Origin of the sequence: Chitinimonas taiwanensis DSM 18899 (assembly GCF_900119825.1) — a bacterium.
Taxonomy (GTDB): Bacteria; Pseudomonadota; Gammaproteobacteria; order Burkholderiales; family Chitinimonadaceae; genus Chitinimonas; species Chitinimonas taiwanensis.
In genome coordinates this window covers 96,317-114,361 of sequence record NZ_FPKR01000002.1, presented here as the reverse complement: position 1 = coordinate 114,361, position 18,045 = coordinate 96,317, and the positions used below count along the sequence as shown (strand labels likewise).

The following is an 18,045-nucleotide window of genomic DNA, read 5'->3' as shown; positions in this document are numbered from 1 at the left end:
CATCGATCGAAAGGATCCAGACCATGAACCAGACCGTGACCCGCGCCGATTTTGACCAAGTGATGGTGCCCAACTACGCACCCGCCGATTACATTCCGGTGCGCGGCGAGGGCGCGCGCGTGTGGGATCAGGCTGGTCGCGAGTACATCGATTTCGCCGGCGGTATTGCCGTGAATGCGCTTGGCCATGCCCACCCGGCCCTGGTGAAGGCGCTGACCGAGCAGGCCAGCAAGATCTGGCATGTGTCGAACAGCCTGACCAATGAGCCGGCGCTGCGCCTGGCCAAGAAGCTGGTCGCGGCCACCTTTGCCGAGCGGGTGTTCTTCTGTAACTCGGGTGCCGAGGCCAATGAGGCCGCTTTCAAGCTGGCCCGCAAATACGCGATCGATGTGGCAGGTAGCGAGAAATACGAAATCATCTCGACCACCAATTCCTTCCACGGCCGCACCTTCTTTACCGTCACCGTGGGTGGCCAGCCCAAGTACTCGGATGGCTTCGGCCCGCGTCCGCAGGGCGTCAAGCATATTCCTTACAACGATGTGGCGGCCCTGAAGGCTGCCATCAGCGACAAGACCGCCGCCGTGGTGGTGGAGCCGGTGCAAGGCGAGGGCGGTGTGTTGCCGGCCGACAAGGCCTATCTCGAGGCGGTGCGTGCGCTGTGCGACCAGCACGGGGCGCTCTTGGTGTTCGATGAGGTGCAGACCGGTGTTGGCCGTTCCGGCTCGCTGTATGCGTACATGGAATACGGCGTGACGCCGGACATCCTGACCTCGGCCAAATCGCTGGGCGGTGGCTTCCCGATTGGTGCCATGCTGACCACCGAGAAGATTGCCAAGCACTTCGGCGTTGGCACGCATGGTTCGACCTATGGTGGCAACCCGCTCGCCTGTGCGGTGGCCGAGGCGGTCATCGATGTGGTGAATACCCCGGAAGTGCTGGCCGGCATCCGCGCCAAGCATGCCCGCTTTGTCAGCCAGCTTAATGCCATCGCAGCCAAGACCGGCGTGTTCTCGGAAGTGCGCGGCATGGGCCTCTTGATCGGCGCCGTGCTGGCCGATGCCTACAAGGGCCGCGCCAAGGACTTCATGACTGCAGCGGCCAAGGCCGGCGTGATGGTCTTGCAAGCTGGCCCGGATGTGGTGCGTTTCGCCCCCAGCCTGGTGATCGCCGATGCTGATATCGACGAGGGCATGGCGCGCTTCGCCCAGGCGGTCGACACGCTGCTGGCCAAGTAAGCCCGCCTGGATCTGAATAATAACGATCGAACCGAGGAGCTACTGCGTGCTTGTTCTGCGTTCCAGCCGCTTGTCCGACCTGCCGGGCGTGGAGGTCTTGGCCAAGGAAAGTCCGGTCGGCGTGACTTCGCTGCCGCCTAACCGTGACACGCTGTACCGGCGCATACAGGCCTCGGTCGACTCCTTCGCCGCTGATGTGAGCTTCCATGGCGAGGAAAGCTACTTCTTCGTGCTGGAAGACACGACCAGCGCCGAGCTGGTCGGCGTGTCGGGCGTGGTGGCCTCGGCCGGCTTCAACGAGCCCTTCTACAGCTACCGCAACGAGACGCTGATCCATGCCTCGCCTGGCCTGGGCATCCATAACAAGATCCATGCGCTGTCGCTCTGCCACGATCTGACCGGCAACACCCTGCTGACCTCCTTCTACTGCCGGCCCACGCTGGATTTCAGCTGCTGGAGTGATCTGCTGTCGCGCGCGCGCCTCTTGTTCATCGCCCAATGGCCGGAGCGCTTTGCCGATGCCGTGGTGTCCGAAATGGTGGGCGTGAACGGCGCGGATGGATCGAGCCCGTTCTGGGATGCGGTCGGACGCAATTTCTTCGGCATCGACTACCAGCAGGCGGAGTTCTACTGCGGGGTGAAGGGGCGCAAATTCATTGCCGAGCTGGTACCCCAGCATCCGATCTATGTGCCCTTGCTCAGCGATGCGGCCCAGGAGGCCATGGGGCAAATCAATCCGAGCTCGGCCGTGCCTTTCGATGTGCTGACACGCGAAGGCTTCGAGACGGAAAACTATATCGATATCTTCGACGGCGGCCCGACGCTGTATGCGCGTACCGCCGCCATCCGCACCATCGCCCAGAGCCGTTTGATTACGGTGCGCCAAGGCGAGGGTGCCGGCGCCAGCTATCTGGTGGCCAGCACTCGCCTGGATGACTTCCGTTGCACGGTGGCCGAGGCGCAGCTGCACGACGACGAGCTCGTGCTGAGCGCGGCCGCCATGACGGCTTTGGGATTGCAGAACGGCGACACGGTGCGTTGCGCACCGCTGTAAGCCAAAAGGACTATTTATGCGCGTACGTTCCATCCGCCGCGACGACTTGGCGGCACTGATTCAGCTGGCACGCAGCACCGGCGTGGGCGTGACCACGCTGCCGGTGAACGAGGAGCGCCTGACGCGCCGTATCGAAAGCTCGCTGGCCGCCGTGGCCGGGGCGCCCAATCCGGCCGATTCCAGCTTTGTATTCGTGCTGGAGGATGATGCCCAGCAGGGCCATGTGGCCGGCATCTGCGGCATCGAGGGCGCGGTGGGTTCCACTGAGCCCTGGTACAACTACCGCGTTGGCCTGTCGGTGCACAGCTCGCGCGAAATCGGCGTGTATCGCAAGCTCGATACCCTGTTCCTGACCAATGACCTGACCGGCGCGGCCGAGCTGTGCTCGCTATTCCTGCAGCCCGAATACCGGCGCGACAGCAATGGCAGCCTGCTGTCGAAAAGCCGCTTCCTGTTCATGGCCGAATTCCCCGAACGCTTCGATGAGCGCGTGATCGCCGAGATGCGCGGTGTGTCGGACGAGGCCGGTCGCTCGCCGTTCTGGGAAAGCCTGGGACGGCACTTCTTCAAGATGGAATTTTCCGAGGCCGACTATCTGACCGGCATTGGCCAGAAGTCCTTTATCGCCGAGCTGATGCCGCAGCACCCGGTGTACACCGCCTTCCTCAGCGAGGAAGCGCGCGCGGTGATCGGCCAGGTGCACGACAACACCCGCCCGGCGCTGGCCATGCTGGAAGGCGAAGGCTTCCGCTACAACGGCTATGTGGACATCTTCGACGCCGGCCCGACCATCGAATCCAAGCTGCACGATATCCGTGCAGTACGCGATAGCAGAACCTACACCGCAAAGCCGGAAGACAAGACCACCGGGCGCAGCTGGTTGGTCGCCAACCGCAAGCTCGACGATTTCCGCGTCTGCCTCGCCCAGACCGAGCCGACCCCGGCCGGCCTGCCGCTCGAGCGTGCGGTCATCGAGCGCTTGGGCATCGAGCCTGGCGCCAGCGCGCGCGCCGTGCTGCTGTCGGCGCGCGGCTGAGCGCTTGCCGCACAGCTGACCTCGTTCAAGATCGAGTCGGGCATGCCCAGGGCGGGCAGGGCCTGGCGGTAACCGGAGTAGCCTTCATGACCCAGCAATTCATTAACGGCCAATGGCAAGCCGGCCTTGGCCAGCCGTTCAGCTCACGCAACCCAGTCACCCAGCAGCCAGTCTGGCAGGGCCAGGCGGCCACGGCCGAACAGGTGGCTGCAGCCGTCAGTGCCGCGCGCGCGGCCTTCAAGGGTTGGCGCGCGCTCGGCTTTGCGGGGCGTGAAGCCATCGTACGCCGCTTTGCCGAGCTCCTGAATGAGCACAAGAACCAATTGGCCGATGCAATTGGCCTGGAAACCGGCAAGCCGCGTTGGGAAGCGCTGACCGAGGTCACCACCATGGTGGGCAAGATCGATATCTCGGTGAAGTCCTACCATGAGCGCACCGGCGAGAAGGAAAGCACGCTGGGCGACGCCCAGGCCGTATTGCGCCACCGTCCGCATGGCGTGGTGGCCGTGTTCGGCCCCTACAACTTCCCCGGCCACCTGCCCAATGGCCATATCGTGCCGGCCCTGCTGGCCGGTAATACCGTGATCTTCAAGCCATCCGAGCTGACGCCCGGCGTGGCGCACCTGACCGTGGCGCTGTGGGAAAAAGCCGGCCTGCCGCAGGGTGTGCTGCAGCTGGTGCAGGGCGCGAAGGACACCGGCGTGGCGCTGGCCGGGCATGCCGGCATCGATGGTCTGTTCTTCACCGGTTCCAGCAATACCGGCCACTATCTGCACAAGCAGTTTGCTGGCCACCCGGACAAGATCCTGGCGCTGGAAATGGGCGGCAATAACCCGCTGATCGTCACCGAGGTGGCCGATATCGATGCCGCCGTATTCCAGACCATCCAGTCGGCGTTTATCTCGGCCGGCCAGCGCTGCACCTGCGCGCGCCGCCTGATCGTGCCCGAGGGCGCTGCGGGCGAGGCTTTCCTGGCTCGCCTGGTCGAGGTCAGCGCCCAGCTCAAGGTCGGGCGTTGGGATGATGCCGAGCAGCCTTTCATGGGTGCGGTGATCTCGGTCGGCGCGGCTGATCATCTACTGGCCGCCCAGGCCGATCTGATCGCACGCGGCGCCAAGCCCTTGCTGGAAATGCGCCGTCTGGAGACCGGTACCGCCCTGCTCAGCCCCGGCATTCTCGATGTGAGTGGCGTGGCTGATCTCGCCGATGAGGAACACTTCGGCCCGCTGCTCAAGCTACAGCGCGCCGATTCGTTTGAGCATGCGATTGAACTCGCCAATGCCACCGCCTACGGCCTGGCCGCAGGTCTGCTCAGCGATAGTAAGGCCTTGTACGAGCAGTTCTGGCAGGAAAGCCGTGCTGGCATCGTCAACTGGAACAAGCAGCTGACCGGTGCCTCGAGCGCGGCGCCGTTTGGTGGCGTGGGTGCCAGCGGTAACCATCGCGCCAGCGCCTATTACGCGGCCGACTACTGTAGCTACCCGGTGGCCGGACTGGAAACCCCGACACTCAGCAAGCCCGCCAGCATGCCGGCCGGCATGACGATGTAAAACCAGCCTGATACGGAGACGAACAATGGCTGCTTTTGAAGCGAATTTCGATGGCCTGGTTGGCCCGACCCATAACTATGCCGGCCTGAGCTTTGGCAATGTGGCCAGCACCGGCAACCAGAATGTGGTGGCCAGCCCCAAGCAGGCTGCCCTGCAGGGTCTGGCCAAGATGAAGGCCCTGCACGATGCGGGCTTCAAGCAGGGTGTGCTGGCGCCGCATGAGCGCCCGAGCATTCCGGCGCTGCGCCAGCTCGGCTTTAGCGGCAGCGATGCCGAGGTGATCGCCAAGGCTGCCAAGCAGGCGCCAGCGATCCTGGCCGCCTGCTCGTCCGCCTCGACCATGTGGACCGCGAATGCCGCCACCGTCTCGCCCTCGGCCGATACCTTCGATGGCCGCGTGCACTTCACTCCGGCCAATCTGAACAACAAGTTCCACCGCAGCATCGAGCACCCGACCACCGGCCGTATCCTGCAGGCGATGTTCCGCGATGAGCGCCACTTTGCGCATCACCCGGCACTGCCCGCGCAGATGCATTTCGGTGATGAGGGCGCGGCCAATCACACCCGCTTCTGTGCCGAGTATGACAAGCCAGGTGTGGAGTTCTTCGTGTTTGGCCAGGCCGCGTTTGACAGCCGCTACCCCAAGCCGCAGAAATTCCCAGCGCGCCAGACGCTGGAAGCGAGCCAGGCGATTGCCCGCCTGCACGGCCTGCGTGACGAGCTGGTCGTGTACGCACAGCAGGACCCGGACACCATCGACAAGGGCGTGTTCCATAACGACGTGATCTCGGTCGGCAATGGCAATGTGCTGTTCCACCACGAGAAGTCCTTCCTCGACCAGGCGGCCGTGCTGAGCGAGCTCGATCGCAAGCTGGCGGCCGTGGGCGGCAAGTTTGTCGCCATCGAAGTGCCCGAGGCCGAGGTGACGGTGGAAGAGGCGGTTAAATCCTATCTGTTCAACAGCCAGCTGCTGAGCAAGGGCGATGGCAAGCTGATCATCGTGGTGCCAGAAGAGAGCCGCAATATTGAACGGGTCTGGGCCTATCTGAACAAGCTGATTGCCAGTGGCGGGCCGATCAATGAGGTCAAGGTGTTCGACCTCAAGCAGTCGATGCAGAACGGCGGCGGCCCGGCCTGCCTGCGCTTGCGCGTGGCGATGAGCGACGCCGAGCTGGCGGCCGTCAACCCGGCCGTGCTGATGAACGAGGCGCTATACGGCACGCTGACCGCCTGGGTGAACCAGCACTACCGCGACCGCCTGAGCGCCGCGGACCTGGCCGACCCGCAGCTGCTGATCGAATGCCGCACCGCACTGGATGAGCTGACCCAGATCCTCAAGCTCGGCTCGGTCTATCCCTTCCAGCTGGCTTGAACGAACAGGGCAGGGCGATGAACTATCTCGAACAACTCTTGCATGCGCAGTCGCCCGACTGGCCGGCCGGCCTGCCCGGCGGGCTGCGCCTGAGTGTGCTTGGTGAAGGCCTGCTGGCCATCGAACCTGCGGCGCCGGTGTTCGATCTGTTTATCTCCTGCGGCATCCACGGCAACGAGACCGCGCCGATCGAGCTGGCGGCCAGCCTGCTGCAGGAGGTGCTTGATGGCCAGCTGCTGCCGCGTGCGCGCCTGCTGTTCGCTTTCGGCAACCCGGAGGCGATGCGCCGTAATGAGCGCTATCTGGACGATGATCTGAACCGCCTGTTCGGCAAGCCACGCGAGCAGACCGGCGACGGGCCGGCTGCCCAGCGTGCGCGTGAGCTCGAACAGGCGGCCTGTGCCTTCTTTGCCGCATCCGGATCGCGTTGGAAGCTCCACTACGATCTGCATACCGCGATCCGCGGCTCCAAGATCGAGCAATTTGCCATCTATCCCTTCCCGCATGAGCAGGCCTTTGATGCGGGCGAAATCGGCCGCCTGGCCGCCTGCGGCATTGAAGCAGTGCTGTTGCAGTCCAAGGCTTCGCCGACGTTTTCCTACTACACGCGTCGTCACTGCGGTGCGCACGGCTTCACGCTTGAGCTGGGTAAGGCCCGGCCATTCGGGCAGAACCAGGAGGTCAGGCTGGATAAGCTGGAAGCTGAGCTGCGCCGCCTGATCGCCGGTGAGCAGCGCGACTACCGCGCTAGCGCCGCGCAGCCCACGCTGTTCAAGGTCGCGCGCGAGCTGGTCAAGCACAGCGATGCCTTCGTGCTGCATCTGGACGATGCGGTGGAGAACTTTACCGAGCTGGCCGCAGGCTATCTGCTGGCCGAGGATGGCGCGCAGCGCTTTGTGGTGGAGGAGCCGGGCGCCCGCATCGTCTTCCCCAATCGCAAGGTGAAGAACGGCCTGCGCGCCGGCCTCCTGGTGGTGCCAACCACGCTTTAGTCGGCCGCCGCGCTAGTCGCGCTTCTTCTGGTACGGCCCTTCCTGCACCGCGCGCAGGATGCCACGCCAGATATCCACTTCCAGTTTTTCCAGCTGTATGCGCCCGAACATGCGTCGCAGGCGCGGCATCAGCCGCTTCGGGTTGTCCGGGTTAAGGAATTCGAGCTGCACCAGCGTCTGTTCCAGATGCACATAGAAGCGCTCGATATCATCATGTGCGGCCAGCTGCGGCTTCTCTTCCAGATGGCTGATATCGTCGTCCACCGCGCAGCGCAGCTCATAAGCGAGAATCTGCACCGCCTGAGCGAGGTTGAGCGAGGCATAGTCGGGATTGGTGGGAATGGTTACCAGGCGGTTGCAGCTACGCACCTCCTCATTGGTCATGCCCGACATCTCGGTGCCGAACACGATAGCCACCTCTTCGCCCAGCTGGGCGCGCTCGATCAGGATGGGCGCGATCTGGCGTGGGTTGTGGCGCGGCACGCTCAGCTCGTGCACGCGCGGGCAGGTGGCCACGGTCTGGGTGCAGCCGGCCAGTGCGGCTTCCAGCGTATCGACCACGATGGCCTGCTCCAGGATATCGTGCGCGCCCGAGGCCAGCGTTACCGCTTCGTCATCGGGGAAGCGCTTGGGATTGACCAGATAGAGACGGCTCAGCCCCATGGTCTTCATCGCACGCGCCACGCTGCCGATATTGCGCGCGAGGCTGGTGTGCGAGAGCACGATACGGACTTGATCCAAAGGGTGACTGACGGGTTTATTCATTGCCTGACTTCGCGTAAAATGCTGAAAAATTGACGGCGCCGGTTCCGACCGACGCCGTTTTACTTGTTCTTTGCTTCCTGCCGCATCGCATGCTTTGCCAACGCCTGTTGGCCGGCTCGTCTATCCTTCCCCGGCAGGGAGCTCAATCTTTGCCCCAAGGACCATGCCATGCATCCGATGCTCAATACGGCCATCAAAGCCGCCCGCCGCGCCGCCTCCGTCATTCAACGTGCTTCCAATAACGTCGATCACCTGCGTATCGAAAGCAAGGATCACAATAGCTTCGTGACCGAAGTGGACCGCGCGGCCGAGAAAGCCATCGTCGATACCCTGCTGGAGGCTTATCCGCGGCACGCGATTTTAGCCGAAGAGGGTGGTTCACGCGGCGATAGCGACGATGTGTGGATCATTGACCCGCTCGATGGCACCACCAACTTCCTGCACGGCGTGCCGCAGTACTGCATCTCGATCGCGCTTGCGCACAAGGGCCAGGTCACCCAGGCTGTGGTTTACGATCCGAACCGCAACGACCTGTTCACCGCCACCCGCGGCGCAGGTGCCTTCCTCAATGATCGCCGTATCCGCGTTTCGAAGACCAAGGAACTGGCCGATTCGCTGGTGTGCACCGGTTTTCCTTACTCGCAGTTCGGCAAGCTCGATGTCTACCTGCAGCAGCTGGGTGCCGTCATCCAGAAGTCGGCCGGCGTACGCCGCCCTGGCTCGGCAGCGCTCGATCTCGCCTATATCGCCTGCGGCCGTTACGACGCCTTCTGGGAAATGGGCCTGCAGCCTTGGGATATCGCTGCTGGCAGCCTGCTGGTACAGGAAGCGGGCGGCCTGATCACCGATCTGAGCGGTGAGGGCGGCTATATGGAAAGCGGCGATGTCGTGGCCGGCACCCCGCGTGCCTTCGCCCAATTGCTGCAAACCCTGCAGGCACCGGGCAAGTAACACACTACGTCATTGCTGGCGTGCAGTACCAACGGGATGGCTGGGGCAGCCATCCCGTTTGTTTAGTGATTGCTTTATATGCCAATAAATATTGGCAGAATGATGTTGTTTGCAATCAGATATATTTGCGTTGTAGGCGCAGGTATCGATGTGCTGTCGTCTAACTATTAGCAAAAAAATCCAACGGACTTATCCAATCAGGTTTTCCTGCATTGCTTAAGTTTGGATGCTGGTTTGAGGGTTGCTGTTTTGAATATGACTGATGTGGCAATTTATAATACAAAGCGCCTAAAGACTATGTCTATGGTTGAAAGCTGTGTTGCAGACTCATTGAGTTTTTGGTCTGCAATTGTGGTTATTCCTTTATTGGCGCTAGTGGTAGGTATCTTTTCTATTATTTGGGTTTTGCCTAAATTATCTTTGGTGTCGCTGGCTTCTGTTGCTATTGTTTCAATTCCAGTTGTTATATATTGGTATCAAATGCCGCGGATTGACGTGAGAAGAATTGCTTTATTTGGTAGGTACTTGGAATTCGATCAGGTATTGCAGAGGATTACCTATCGGGAGGTGTGGGTTTTAGGAGTGAAAATCACCCGATGCTGGCATTATGACCAAGTTAAGGAGCTGGTGTATCCAAAAAATATCGACCGCTTGGAGTGGATCGTATTTCTATTTCACGATGGCAAGATGCTCAAGTTGGAAGCACGCAATTTCTTTATTTCAGAGGTGCTGGAATTGGCGAATGAGTACATGCCGAATGCTCCTTCACGACAGGTGCGGTCAGCGATAGAAGTGTATCAATATGATGAGGATTGAGGGGGTATTCAAACCTTGGTGCTTGTCAGATCTTTGATGTCCTTCGTTAGGAATTCATTTATATTTATTAATAATGGCTGCGCTCATCTGTAATTTCATGGATAGTACATTGTATGGGTGTTATTGAGTTGGTGGTCTAGGTCAGGTGTTTTAACTGATCGATTAAGGTGCGCAATGATGAGAGCTGATCAAAAGCCTCGGTGGGAATCAGGTCCTTGGGTGAAGGAGTCGGAGACGAATTCCCCGGCTTTGCAGCCGCCGGCTAAGGGTGTCTATGGTGGCGTAGTAAAGACCTTGCCCGATATCCATACGCAAACAATTGTTGGTGAATTGCCGCAGCTTGCAGAGGAAGTATCCGTTAAGAATGAGGTCTTTCTTGAGATTAAAGGCGGGTGGACTCAGCGGCGCTGGATTCTTATATTTGCGTCACCTCTTCTTTTGGTTATGTTGCCTGCGACGTTGGCTTTTTTGGGTTGGTCCTTGTTGAGCATTGACTCCTATTTGGGGTTGGAAGCTCTTATTGTTGCGGTCATAACGGTGCTTATGGCTTTTTATTTAAGCTACCCTGGTTACTATCTAACCTTTTGGGCTTATGAAAGTGAGCCATTTCGATTTGATAGAACAACGCGCAAACTCTACTGGTTCCGCGCTCCACGCCGAAAGTGGCCAGGGTATGAGCCGATACCAAAGCCGGGCAAACCGGAAATCAAGATTTATGACTGGGAGAATATCCGCGCGGAAGTGACCCGGAATATGGTTACCAATGGTAATACGGCAGGCCGTGTCAGCTATCTGCAGTTAGCGGTGCTCGACCCCGCCAGTGGGCAAGTCCTTGAGCGCTTTCGTATCGGTAATGATTCGCTGGCTGGTCCCTTTAGTGATCGCGTTGCGCTCTGGGAAACCATCCGTCGCTTCATGGAGGAGGGGCCCGATGCCGTGCCTGATGCCGTGGATAAGTTTCAGCGGGTGACGCTGATCGACTTTTGGGACGCGTGCAACCCGCTAACGCGGTTGGTGGAGTCGACCACGGGTGGGGAGCGGCTATGGGGGCGGATTCTGAGCATTCCGGCCACGCTACTGGCACCGCTGCTATTGCTGATTGGTTTGTGTCATTGGATCGCATATCGCACAGCCCGGAAGGTGAGTTGGGGTGAACTCGACACTACCGTATTCAAACTGCCGCCGACGGCGCAGCCCAAGGTCAATCTTGCCCAGGCTCAGTTCGAAGCGGATACGCCGCGCCGTCGCCGCTTTGTGTTCATTCTGCTTGGTGTATTTGTTGCAGAGGTGGTGGCATTCTTTTGGTGGGGTTTGACGCTTAGGCGGTTATTGATAGGTTATTGAGTTGACCGGAGTTAAAGGGTAACGCGTGAACCCTGTGCTCATGAATTTGTCGACTTAGCCTATCTGATGATTTGAAAGTTACAGTGATCTATCAGTCCTGAAAACGGCCTGTATCTATATTGGAGAGCAAGATTTGGGTGTGAGTCAGATTAATTCAAAGCGTCCTCCGCCGCTGAAGTTAACCGGCTTGTGCGATGAAGTGAAATTGCCAGTAAAAGAAGCACCCGATTCGGGCGGTGGCGTCATTACACGGATGGATAGTGAAGCGCTGATATTTGATGGACAGCCTCAAGGTAGTTTCACGATCGGTCTCGGCTTGCTATCTCAATTAATTGGCCTGATTTTTCTGCCGTACATGCTATTTTCCATCATAAAGGATTTTTTCTTCTCTGAGGCTGTTTTTCCTGTTGGTGGTGGGCTTTGGTTTTTTACACTAATTGGTATTGTTCTTTCGGTGGGTGGGGTGTTCTTTTCGATTTACTTGATCTATCTCGGAATGATATTGCCAGCACCCAGTCCGGTAATATTTAATCGCCGTCTTGGATTGGTAGTGGGGTCTCATAAGGGCAGGCCAATTGCACTGGAGTGGAAAAAGGTAAGACCAATTCTACTTCACAGCATCATGCTTGCCGCAGGCGCGCAACGGCAATATTACTTGGCCTTGATAGAGCGGGACGATAGCCTTCCAAACGGGCGGAAGCAAAAAACAGGGTATGGCCTGATGGTAAGCACAGGACATACTTGGGGCTGGGCAAATTGCCATGCAATGTGGGAGTTTATACGCCGTTACATGGAAGATAGGCCAGAAAGCCTTCCTGCTGTCGAACTGTCGCCGCCGGCTGGTTTTGAGGCGAAAATGCTCGACGAAGGGCCGTATTGGGAATTTCACGAACGTCAAGGCTTGATAGCAGATTTACGAAATCGGAATGGCTTACCAAAATTCAACCATTGGGTTAGTTTTATGATGGTGATTTTTGCGCCAGCATTTTTAATTAACGTGTTTCGAATGCTGTTTCGCCGGCGTGTCAAGCTGCCCAAGGAGTGGCTACCCGCTGCGCCAAGTGCGCCTAACCCTTACCATATTCGCCAAGCCGAGACTGGAGATCTGGCTATACGCATTAAGGCTGCGCGCTACATCGCACTGTGGATGACGATCTGTTTAGGCCTTGGCATGCTCTTTTGGATTTGGCTTGTTAGACTGATTGTATTCTGAAGCATTGAGAGAGCAATAAACGCTGGTGTGAGGGTGAATATCAGTGCGACACCGGCAGCGCCAGCCTAGGCCGTTACGCCCTGCTGACCTCTGATTCGCTTTCACTCAGGTCTAGACAATATAATTCAGCGCATTTCTCCTCTGGAAGGGAGCTTGATTTCAGTATCCATATGAAAATGCTGGATGAGCGCTTTGCTTTAAATGGCTTGCTCGTCTGAGTGTGCTAGGCATAAAAATCTCGTACGAAAGGGGTAAGAGGAAATTTAGCGTGAGCGTAGTGCTCTTTCCGGCACCAATAGAAATTGGCTCGCCATTAAGGGGCTTCCGGGCTAAAAGACACTGCAGTATCGTGCTTAGTGGTGCAGTTTATGGCTTAAATGGCGGTTGCGCTTGGAACTAGAGAGGAATGCTATATCTAGGTTTACATAGCAGCAAAACGTTTGCTGCCTCCTCTGCCCAACTCCCTCATCATTTTTTTTGCAGAAGCGATTTGACTTTCTGTTGAATATCTTCACAGTTTCTCTTATACGCATCGGACTCTGGATCCGTAAGCCTGACGAAGCCTTTTGCGATTTCAATGCCGTTTCTGAAGTCCGCTTTGAAGTGCTCGGGCGTGTAGTGCGGCACTTTAGATTGCACTAGCTCACGGGTTGCTGCGAGCTTGAGATCGAAGAGGTCTTTGATTTCTTTTTGCGTCAACTTGCAAGCTTGGGCGAAGCCAAAAAGCGTCCCGTCTGCCCTTACTTTTGTAATTAGCTTCGACTCGTCGTCTTGGGGTGCTTGGGCTAAAGCTAGGCAGTTTGCGAGGAGCGCAAGCGCGACTGCTGCGCCCCTGTATCGGTTTTTGGAACCTATGTATGGCTTCATGGTGTAAGTGGCCCGAAAAATAAGTGACATGCCATGCGTTTGACATGAGAGGCGAGCCGCGGCTTTCTCTGGCGATTCCTCTCGATACATGGATGAGGCCGAGCGTCAGATACTCGCGCGTATGACCTGGGCGCAGTGACCGGTGCGAGCAGCGAGCGCCTGTATGAAGCCTTCAGTGAGGTGCGGCCAGTTCCAGAACGTAATACCAAAACTGGCAAAGCCGTATGGCGGGTCATATAGCCACTCTTCCACTGTTTGCGTAACAGAGCATGCTGGGCAGGCCAGTTGGCCTTCGCCGGCGGAGCAAAACCAATCGTTTACCGCATCACCCCAGTGCGGTAGCCGTTCAAACCTTGCGGCACAAGACGGACAGATGAGGGAAAAGCCATTGCCGCCGGCGTCGAATACGGTTCGCCTAATGCTGAACTCTGCGCCGTTAGTCTTAAGCTGCAGCAAATTTCCATCGGCCATGCCCGTTGCCGCCACATAGTTGGGACCAGGCGGATAGCCGAGGGCGGAGCTAAGCACGCAATCACAAGGCGTGAATATAAGGATGCCCTCTGAAACTAGCCATGCCAGCAGGTCACCGCCTAGACTCGCAGCGTCTTGTTCGCCAACAGAAGGGAAGATGACTGATTGGGAATGGTCGCTCATAGTCGTGATTGCCAACTTAACGAATAAAAGGGACTTCCCCGTCTCGGATGAGCGGCGAAGCCGCTAGGGCACCGCAGTGCCACGATGGCGTTTCCACCCGTCATCGCCAATCGGAAGGGGAAATCCATGGCCATTATCACCATCGGTATCGATCTCGCCAAGAACGTGTTCGCCGTGCACGGCGTCGATGGAACCGGCAAGCCGACCCTCGTCAAACCCAAGGTCCTGCGCACCGACCTGTTACCCCTGATCGCGCAACTGCCGCCCTGCCTGATCGGTATGGAAGTCTGCTCCTGTACCCATCACTAGATCTGCTTATTCCATTGGCATGAGCACATAGTCAAGCTCATCGCTCCTTATCGACTTGGTGGCAAACACGGAAATGAAGCCGGATGTTACTGAAATCGGGGTGACGTCGCTCCCTCTCCACTTCGTCTCTTAGCCTCTGGTTAACTCTCCCTCTGAGAAAATAGCCCGCAAGCTGATTTACCAGCACACTGCCATTCTTTGCGCAAAGCGGCGGTAATTCCCGCGCGCCTACACCGCGCTGGCCGTCCTGGCCAATTCTCTCCGCTGCCGGCGGAGCTTCTTGCCGCCTTGCCGGTGGCTAGCGGCCAAAATCCCACTGAATTTTCAATATTATTCAATTAAATCAATGATTTGATCGATTGGCACATTGTCTGCTTTATCCGCTCCGACACCTCGTCGCCGAAACGGATATCGCACCATGCAAGTTGCCCAGTCCTCTGCCAATGCCTCACTGAACGCCAAGCTCGCCATCGATGCCCAGGCAGTTGGGGATTTGCGCGGCAAGCTGGCACGCGACCCGCAGGGCGCGGCGCGTGAAGTGGCTAGCCAGTTCGAGAAGATGTTCCTCGACATGGTGATGAAGTCCATGCGCGAGGCGACGCCCAAGTTCGATGAGCTGGAGAGCGATACCGTGGGCATGTTCCGCGGCATGTACGACCAGCAGCTGTCGCAAACGCTGACCTCGGGCAAGGGTCTGGGGCTGGCGGACATGATTACCGCCCAGCTGAACAAGCTCAACGGCGTGCAAAGTGCCGCTACACCCAACCCGGCGCGCCAGGCTGCGCTGACCCCGCAAGTGCTGGCCCAGCCGGCAAAGCCTGCCGCCCCGGCGGCAGGGGTAAGCAGCAGCGCCAGTGACTTCGTGGCCACGGTCGGCTCGGCTGCCGTGGATACCGCACGCGCCATGGGCCTTTCCCCGCACCTGATGCTGGCGCATGCCGCGCTGGAAACCGGCTGGGGCAAGAAGCCGATTACCGATGCGGCCGGCAACAACACCCACAACCTGTTTGGCATCAAGGCCAGCCGTGACTGGCAGGGCAAGACGGCCGACATCGTCACCACCGAATACATCGACGGCAAGGCGCAGAAGCGTGTGGAGACCTTCCGCGCGTATGACAGCTATGCCCAGGCCTTCCAGGACTATGGCCGCCTGCTGAGCAAGCGCTATGGCGAGGCCACCCAGGCCGGTGCCGACGCCAAGGTCTTCGCCACTGAATTGCAGCAAGGCGGCTACGCCACCGACCCCAGCTATGCCAACAAGCTCAGCCGCGTGGCCGAGCACCCGGCGCTGAAGGCCTATCGGGCCGCTGCCTGATGAATGGAATTTTGACGCCGCATCGGGCGGCGGGAGTAGAACATCATGGGTAACAGTATCTACGGTGTGGCCATTTCCGGCCTGAATGCCGCCCAGGTCGCGCTGAACACGACCAGCCACAACATCGTCAATGCCAATACCGAGGGCTATAACCGTCAGCAGATCAAGCAGTCGGCCACCACGCCGGCGCCGACCGGCGGTGGCTTCCTTGGCCGCGGCGTGCAGATCAATACGATCAGCCGCGTCTACGACGAATTCGTTGGCCGCCAGGTGCAGACTGCCAAGGCGCAGGATGGTTACCTGACCAGTCAGTTCTCGCACCTGTCCGACCTCGACAATCTGCTGGCCGACCCCTCGGCCGGTTTCTCGCCGTCCCTGCAGGATTTTTTCACCGGCGTGCAGACGGTGGCGAATAGCCCGAAAGATGCCGCTGCACGTCAGTCGCTGCTTGGCCTGGCCGAGTCCATGGTGACCAAGCTGCGCACGGTGAACGAGCGTATGGCGGTGCTGCGCGAGGATGTGAACACCGAGATCGTGTCCTCGGTCGGCAATATCAATTCCATCACCAGCCAGATCGCCGAGCTGAACGACCAGATCATCCTGGCTACCGGTGCTGGCGGCGGCAATCCGCCCAATGACCTGCTCGACAAGCGCGACCAGCTGGTCAAGGACCTGAACGGCTATGTGAAGTCCACCGTCATCAAGCAGTCCGATGGCAGCTACAACGTGTTCATCGGTAATGGCCAGAATCTGGTCGTGGGCAATATGGCCTTCAATCTGGGCGCGATCCCCTCGCCCGATGATCCGTCCCGGCTGGAAGTGGCCTACCAGCAGTTCGGTGCCACCGTCATCATCCCGGATAATCTGATTACCGGCGGCTCGCTCGGTGGGGTGCTGGAGTTCCGTACCAAGACGCTGGACGATGCGCAGAACTCGCTCGGCCGCATCGCGGTAGCGCTTGCGCAAACCGTCAACGACCAGCACCGCAAGGGCCAGGACCTGAATGGTCAGTTCGGCGGTAACTTCTTCAAGTTCCCCGTTGAGCAGGTGAATGCGCAGCACAACCTGGGCGCCAACGCGCGCACCATGACGGCCGAGCTAACCTCGGACCAGCCCTTTATCGAGAGCGATTTCAATGTCGCCTACGATGGCACCAATTACACGATCACCCGCCTGACCGATGGGCAGACCAATACCGTTACCCCGGCCTCCATCCTGGCTGCAGGCGGGCATGTGGCCTTCGGCGTGCGCTTTCAGCTCAGCGGCAATCTGGCTGCCGGGGAAAACTTCGGCGTCAGCTTCCGCCCGGCGGCCTCGCATGTGATTCCGAGCGCCAAAAACACCGGCGATGCTGCGCTGCAGGTATCGATTGCCAATATCGGTGTACTTAGCAGCAGCGATTACGAATTCATCGTCGACAAGGTAGACGACGCGACCACCGTGGGTGTGCGCGAAGACAGCTATCGCATCGTGCGCAAGAGCGATGGGATGACCACCAATATCAACGGCACCCAGTGGGCCAATCCGCCCATCGTGGTCGATGGGTTGAGCTTCCGGCTCAATAGCGGCAACTTCGTGGCCGGCGACCGCTTTACCATCCAGCCCACGCGCGACTTTGCCGAGAATATGTCGGTAATGATCACCGATACCGCCAAGCTGGCCGCGGCGGCGCCCATCCGTACTTCCTCGGATGTGGCCACCATCGTCACCTCACAGGGCGGCAGCAATACCGGTACCGGCACCATCACCAATATCACCGAGTCCATGGTGTCCAGCGGCGGCAGCGCGGCCAAGAAGGTGGAGGTCGTGTTCACCGGCCCTGGCACCTACGATATCCGCGATGCCGGCACCGGCACCGTGCTGGCCGGCAATCAGCCCTATGTTCCGGGTGGCAATATCACGTACAACGGCTGGACCGTGCAGGTGGCGGGTGCGCCAGCGGCCGGTGACCGCTTCATCATCGAACCGCGCCGCAATACCGGCAGCGGCACCATCTCGGCCGGCGTGGTCAGCTCGGTGCCGGTCAATATCAATCTGAAGGACCCGGTGGCCATCCAGTTCGTCTCGTCGACCAGCTACCAGCTGGTCGACCCGACCAATGGCAATGTGCTGCAGGCGCCGCAGCTGTACACGGCCGGCCAGGACATCAGCTTCAACGGCTGGACAGTGCAGCTCAGCGGCGTGCCGGCCAATGGCGATAGCTTCATCATCGAGGCGAACGCAGGTGGCACGGCTGATGCGCGCAATATGCTCGCCATCGGCAAGCTGCAGACCATGAACACCATGGCCGGCGGCACCAGCAACTTCCAGGGCACTTACAGCAAGATGGTGGCCGACGTCGGGGTGAAGACCAACCAGGTCAAGATCAACCAGGAAGCCCAGGCCGCGCTCTTGCAGCAGGCCGAGACCAAGCAGCAATCGACTTCCGGCGTGAATCTGGACGAGGAGGCGGCCAATCTGCTGATCTTCCAGCAGGCCTATCAGGCTGCCAGCCGTACCATCCAGATCGCCCAACGGGCTTTTGAAGAGGTGTTGAACATCGGCCGTTAAGGCCGGCGTTCAGCATTGAGCA

15 protein-coding genes and 1 pseudogene are annotated in these 18,045 nt (G+C 59.2%); 13 read left to right on the top strand and 3 right to left on the bottom strand.

Annotated features, from left to right (window positions below; all coding sequences use genetic code 11):
- Nucleotides 1-23 precede the first annotated feature (23 nt).
- The 6 genes from BT173_RS02520 to astE all read left to right on the top strand — a co-directional run bounded on the left by BT173_RS02520 (nucleotide 24) and on the right by astE (nucleotide 7,239).
- Nucleotides 24-1,235 carry an aspartate aminotransferase family protein gene (locus BT173_RS02520; protein ID WP_072427051.1) on the top strand — a complete coding sequence of 404 codons (1,212 nt, stop codon included), beginning with the start codon at nucleotides 24-26 and terminating at the stop codon, nucleotides 1,233-1,235.
- A gap of 46 nt (nucleotides 1,236-1,281) precedes the next feature.
- Nucleotides 1,282-2,289, top strand: a complete 1,008-nt coding sequence (gene astA, locus BT173_RS02515) for an arginine N-succinyltransferase (RefSeq protein WP_072427050.1) — start codon at nucleotides 1,282-1,284, stop codon at nucleotides 2,287-2,289.
- A 16-nt stretch (nucleotides 2,290-2,305) separates the two neighbouring features.
- Nucleotides 2,306-3,325 carry an arginine N-succinyltransferase gene (gene astA, locus BT173_RS02510; protein ID WP_072427049.1) on the top strand — a complete coding sequence of 340 codons (1,020 nt, stop codon included), beginning with the start codon at nucleotides 2,306-2,308 and terminating at the stop codon, nucleotides 3,323-3,325.
- Between the two features lie 86 nt (nucleotides 3,326-3,411).
- Nucleotides 3,412-4,875, top strand: coding sequence for a succinylglutamate-semialdehyde dehydrogenase (gene astD / locus BT173_RS02505; RefSeq protein ID WP_072427048.1), 1,464 nt, complete (start codon nucleotides 3,412-3,414; stop codon nucleotides 4,873-4,875).
- A gap of 25 nt (nucleotides 4,876-4,900) precedes the next feature.
- Nucleotides 4,901-6,247, top strand: coding sequence for an N-succinylarginine dihydrolase (astB, locus tag BT173_RS02500; protein ID WP_072427047.1), 1,347 nt, complete (start codon nucleotides 4,901-4,903; stop codon nucleotides 6,245-6,247).
- Between the two features lie 17 nt (nucleotides 6,248-6,264).
- Nucleotides 6,265-7,239, top strand: coding sequence for a succinylglutamate desuccinylase (gene astE / locus BT173_RS02495; RefSeq protein ID WP_072427046.1), 975 nt, complete (start codon nucleotides 6,265-6,267; stop codon nucleotides 7,237-7,239).
- Between the two features lie 12 nt (nucleotides 7,240-7,251).
- Here astE and BT173_RS02490 read toward each other — a convergent pair whose 3' ends face one another.
- Entirely contained in the window at nucleotides 7,252-8,004 is a 753-nt protein-coding gene (locus BT173_RS02490; protein WP_072427045.1) for an RNA methyltransferase, read from the bottom strand.
- 168 nt (nucleotides 8,005-8,172) lie between these two features.
- On the opposite strand from BT173_RS02490, the gene BT173_RS02485 reads away from it, so the two are divergent.
- The 4 genes from BT173_RS02485 to BT173_RS02470 all read left to right on the top strand — a co-directional run bounded on the left by BT173_RS02485 (nucleotide 8,173) and on the right by BT173_RS02470 (nucleotide 12,328).
- Nucleotides 8,173-8,955 carry an inositol monophosphatase family protein gene (locus BT173_RS02485; RefSeq protein WP_072427044.1) on the top strand — a complete coding sequence of 261 codons (783 nt, stop codon included), beginning with the start codon at nucleotides 8,173-8,175 and terminating at the stop codon, nucleotides 8,953-8,955.
- Nucleotides 8,956-9,189: 234 nt separating this feature from the next.
- Nucleotides 9,190-9,771 carry a hypothetical protein gene (locus BT173_RS19155; protein WP_139256013.1) on the top strand — a complete coding sequence of 194 codons (582 nt, stop codon included), beginning with the start codon at nucleotides 9,190-9,192 and terminating at the stop codon, nucleotides 9,769-9,771.
- A 177-nt stretch (nucleotides 9,772-9,948) separates the two neighbouring features.
- Nucleotides 9,949-11,115, top strand: coding sequence for a DUF6708 domain-containing protein (locus BT173_RS02475; RefSeq protein WP_139256012.1), 1,167 nt, complete (start codon nucleotides 9,949-9,951; stop codon nucleotides 11,113-11,115).
- A gap of 139 nt (nucleotides 11,116-11,254) precedes the next feature.
- Nucleotides 11,255-12,328: a hypothetical protein gene (locus tag BT173_RS02470; RefSeq protein ID WP_139256011.1), complete on the top strand. Its 1,074-nt coding sequence runs from the start codon at nucleotides 11,255-11,257 to the stop codon at nucleotides 12,326-12,328.
- Between the two features lie 468 nt (nucleotides 12,329-12,796).
- On the opposite strand, the gene BT173_RS02465 is transcribed toward BT173_RS02470, so the two are convergent.
- Complete coding sequence (locus BT173_RS02465; protein ID WP_072427040.1) at nucleotides 12,797-13,225, bottom strand: hypothetical protein; 429 nt, start codon at nucleotides 13,223-13,225, stop codon at nucleotides 12,797-12,799.
- 75 nt (nucleotides 13,226-13,300) lie between these two features.
- Nucleotides 13,301-13,849 carry a hypothetical protein gene (locus BT173_RS19150; protein ID WP_139256010.1) on the bottom strand — a complete coding sequence of 183 codons (549 nt, stop codon included), beginning with the start codon at nucleotides 13,847-13,849 and terminating at the stop codon, nucleotides 13,301-13,303.
- A 126-nt stretch (nucleotides 13,850-13,975) separates the two neighbouring features.
- On the opposite strand from BT173_RS19150, the pseudogene BT173_RS02460 reads away from it, so the two are divergent.
- The 3 genes and pseudogenes from BT173_RS02460 to flgK all read left to right on the top strand — a co-directional run.
- Nucleotides 13,976-14,230: pseudogene (locus BT173_RS02460) on the top strand (IS110 family transposase); the annotation flags it as partial.
- A gap of 346 nt (nucleotides 14,231-14,576) precedes the next feature.
- Nucleotides 14,577-15,473, top strand: a complete 897-nt coding sequence (flgJ, locus tag BT173_RS02455; RefSeq protein WP_072427039.1) for a flagellar assembly peptidoglycan hydrolase FlgJ — start codon at nucleotides 14,577-14,579, stop codon at nucleotides 15,471-15,473.
- A 45-nt stretch (nucleotides 15,474-15,518) separates the two neighbouring features.
- A complete protein-coding gene (gene flgK, locus BT173_RS02450; RefSeq protein WP_072427038.1) occupies nucleotides 15,519-18,023 on the top strand; it encodes a flagellar hook-associated protein FlgK in 2,505 nt (834 codons plus the stop codon).
- Nucleotides 18,024-18,045 lie beyond the last annotated feature (22 nt).

Excerpts from the sequence above, each read along its gene's own strand:
- BT173_RS02520 (WP_072427051.1), top strand. The coding sequence starts at position 24 with ATGAACCAGACCGTGACCCGCGCCGATTTTGACCAAGTGATGGTGCCC.
- astA (WP_072427049.1), top strand. The coding sequence starts at position 2,306 with ATGCGCGTACGTTCCATCCGCCGCGACGACTTGGCGGCACTGATTCAG.
- astD (WP_072427048.1), top strand. The coding sequence starts at position 3,412 with ATGACCCAGCAATTCATTAACGGCCAATGGCAAGCCGGCCTTGGCCAG.
- astB (WP_072427047.1), top strand. The coding sequence starts at position 4,901 with ATGGCTGCTTTTGAAGCGAATTTCGATGGCCTGGTTGGCCCGACCCAT.
- astE (WP_072427046.1), top strand. The coding sequence starts at position 6,265 with ATGAACTATCTCGAACAACTCTTGCATGCGCAGTCGCCCGACTGGCCG.
- BT173_RS02490 (WP_072427045.1), bottom strand. The coding sequence starts at position 8,004 with ATGAATAAACCCGTCAGTCACCCTTTGGATCAAGTCCGTATCGTGCTC.
- BT173_RS02485 (WP_072427044.1), top strand. The coding sequence starts at position 8,173 with ATGCATCCGATGCTCAATACGGCCATCAAAGCCGCCCGCCGCGCCGCC.
- BT173_RS02475 (WP_139256012.1), top strand. The coding sequence starts at position 9,949 with ATGAGAGCTGATCAAAAGCCTCGGTGGGAATCAGGTCCTTGGGTGAAG.
- BT173_RS02465 (WP_072427040.1), bottom strand. The coding sequence starts at position 13,225 with ATGTCACTTATTTTTCGGGCCACTTACACCATGAAGCCATACATAGGT.
- BT173_RS19150 (WP_139256010.1), bottom strand. The coding sequence starts at position 13,849 with ATGAGCGACCATTCCCAATCAGTCATCTTCCCTTCTGTTGGCGAACAA.
- flgJ (WP_072427039.1), top strand. The coding sequence starts at position 14,577 with ATGCAAGTTGCCCAGTCCTCTGCCAATGCCTCACTGAACGCCAAGCTC.
- flgK (WP_072427038.1), top strand. The coding sequence starts at position 15,519 with ATGGGTAACAGTATCTACGGTGTGGCCATTTCCGGCCTGAATGCCGCC.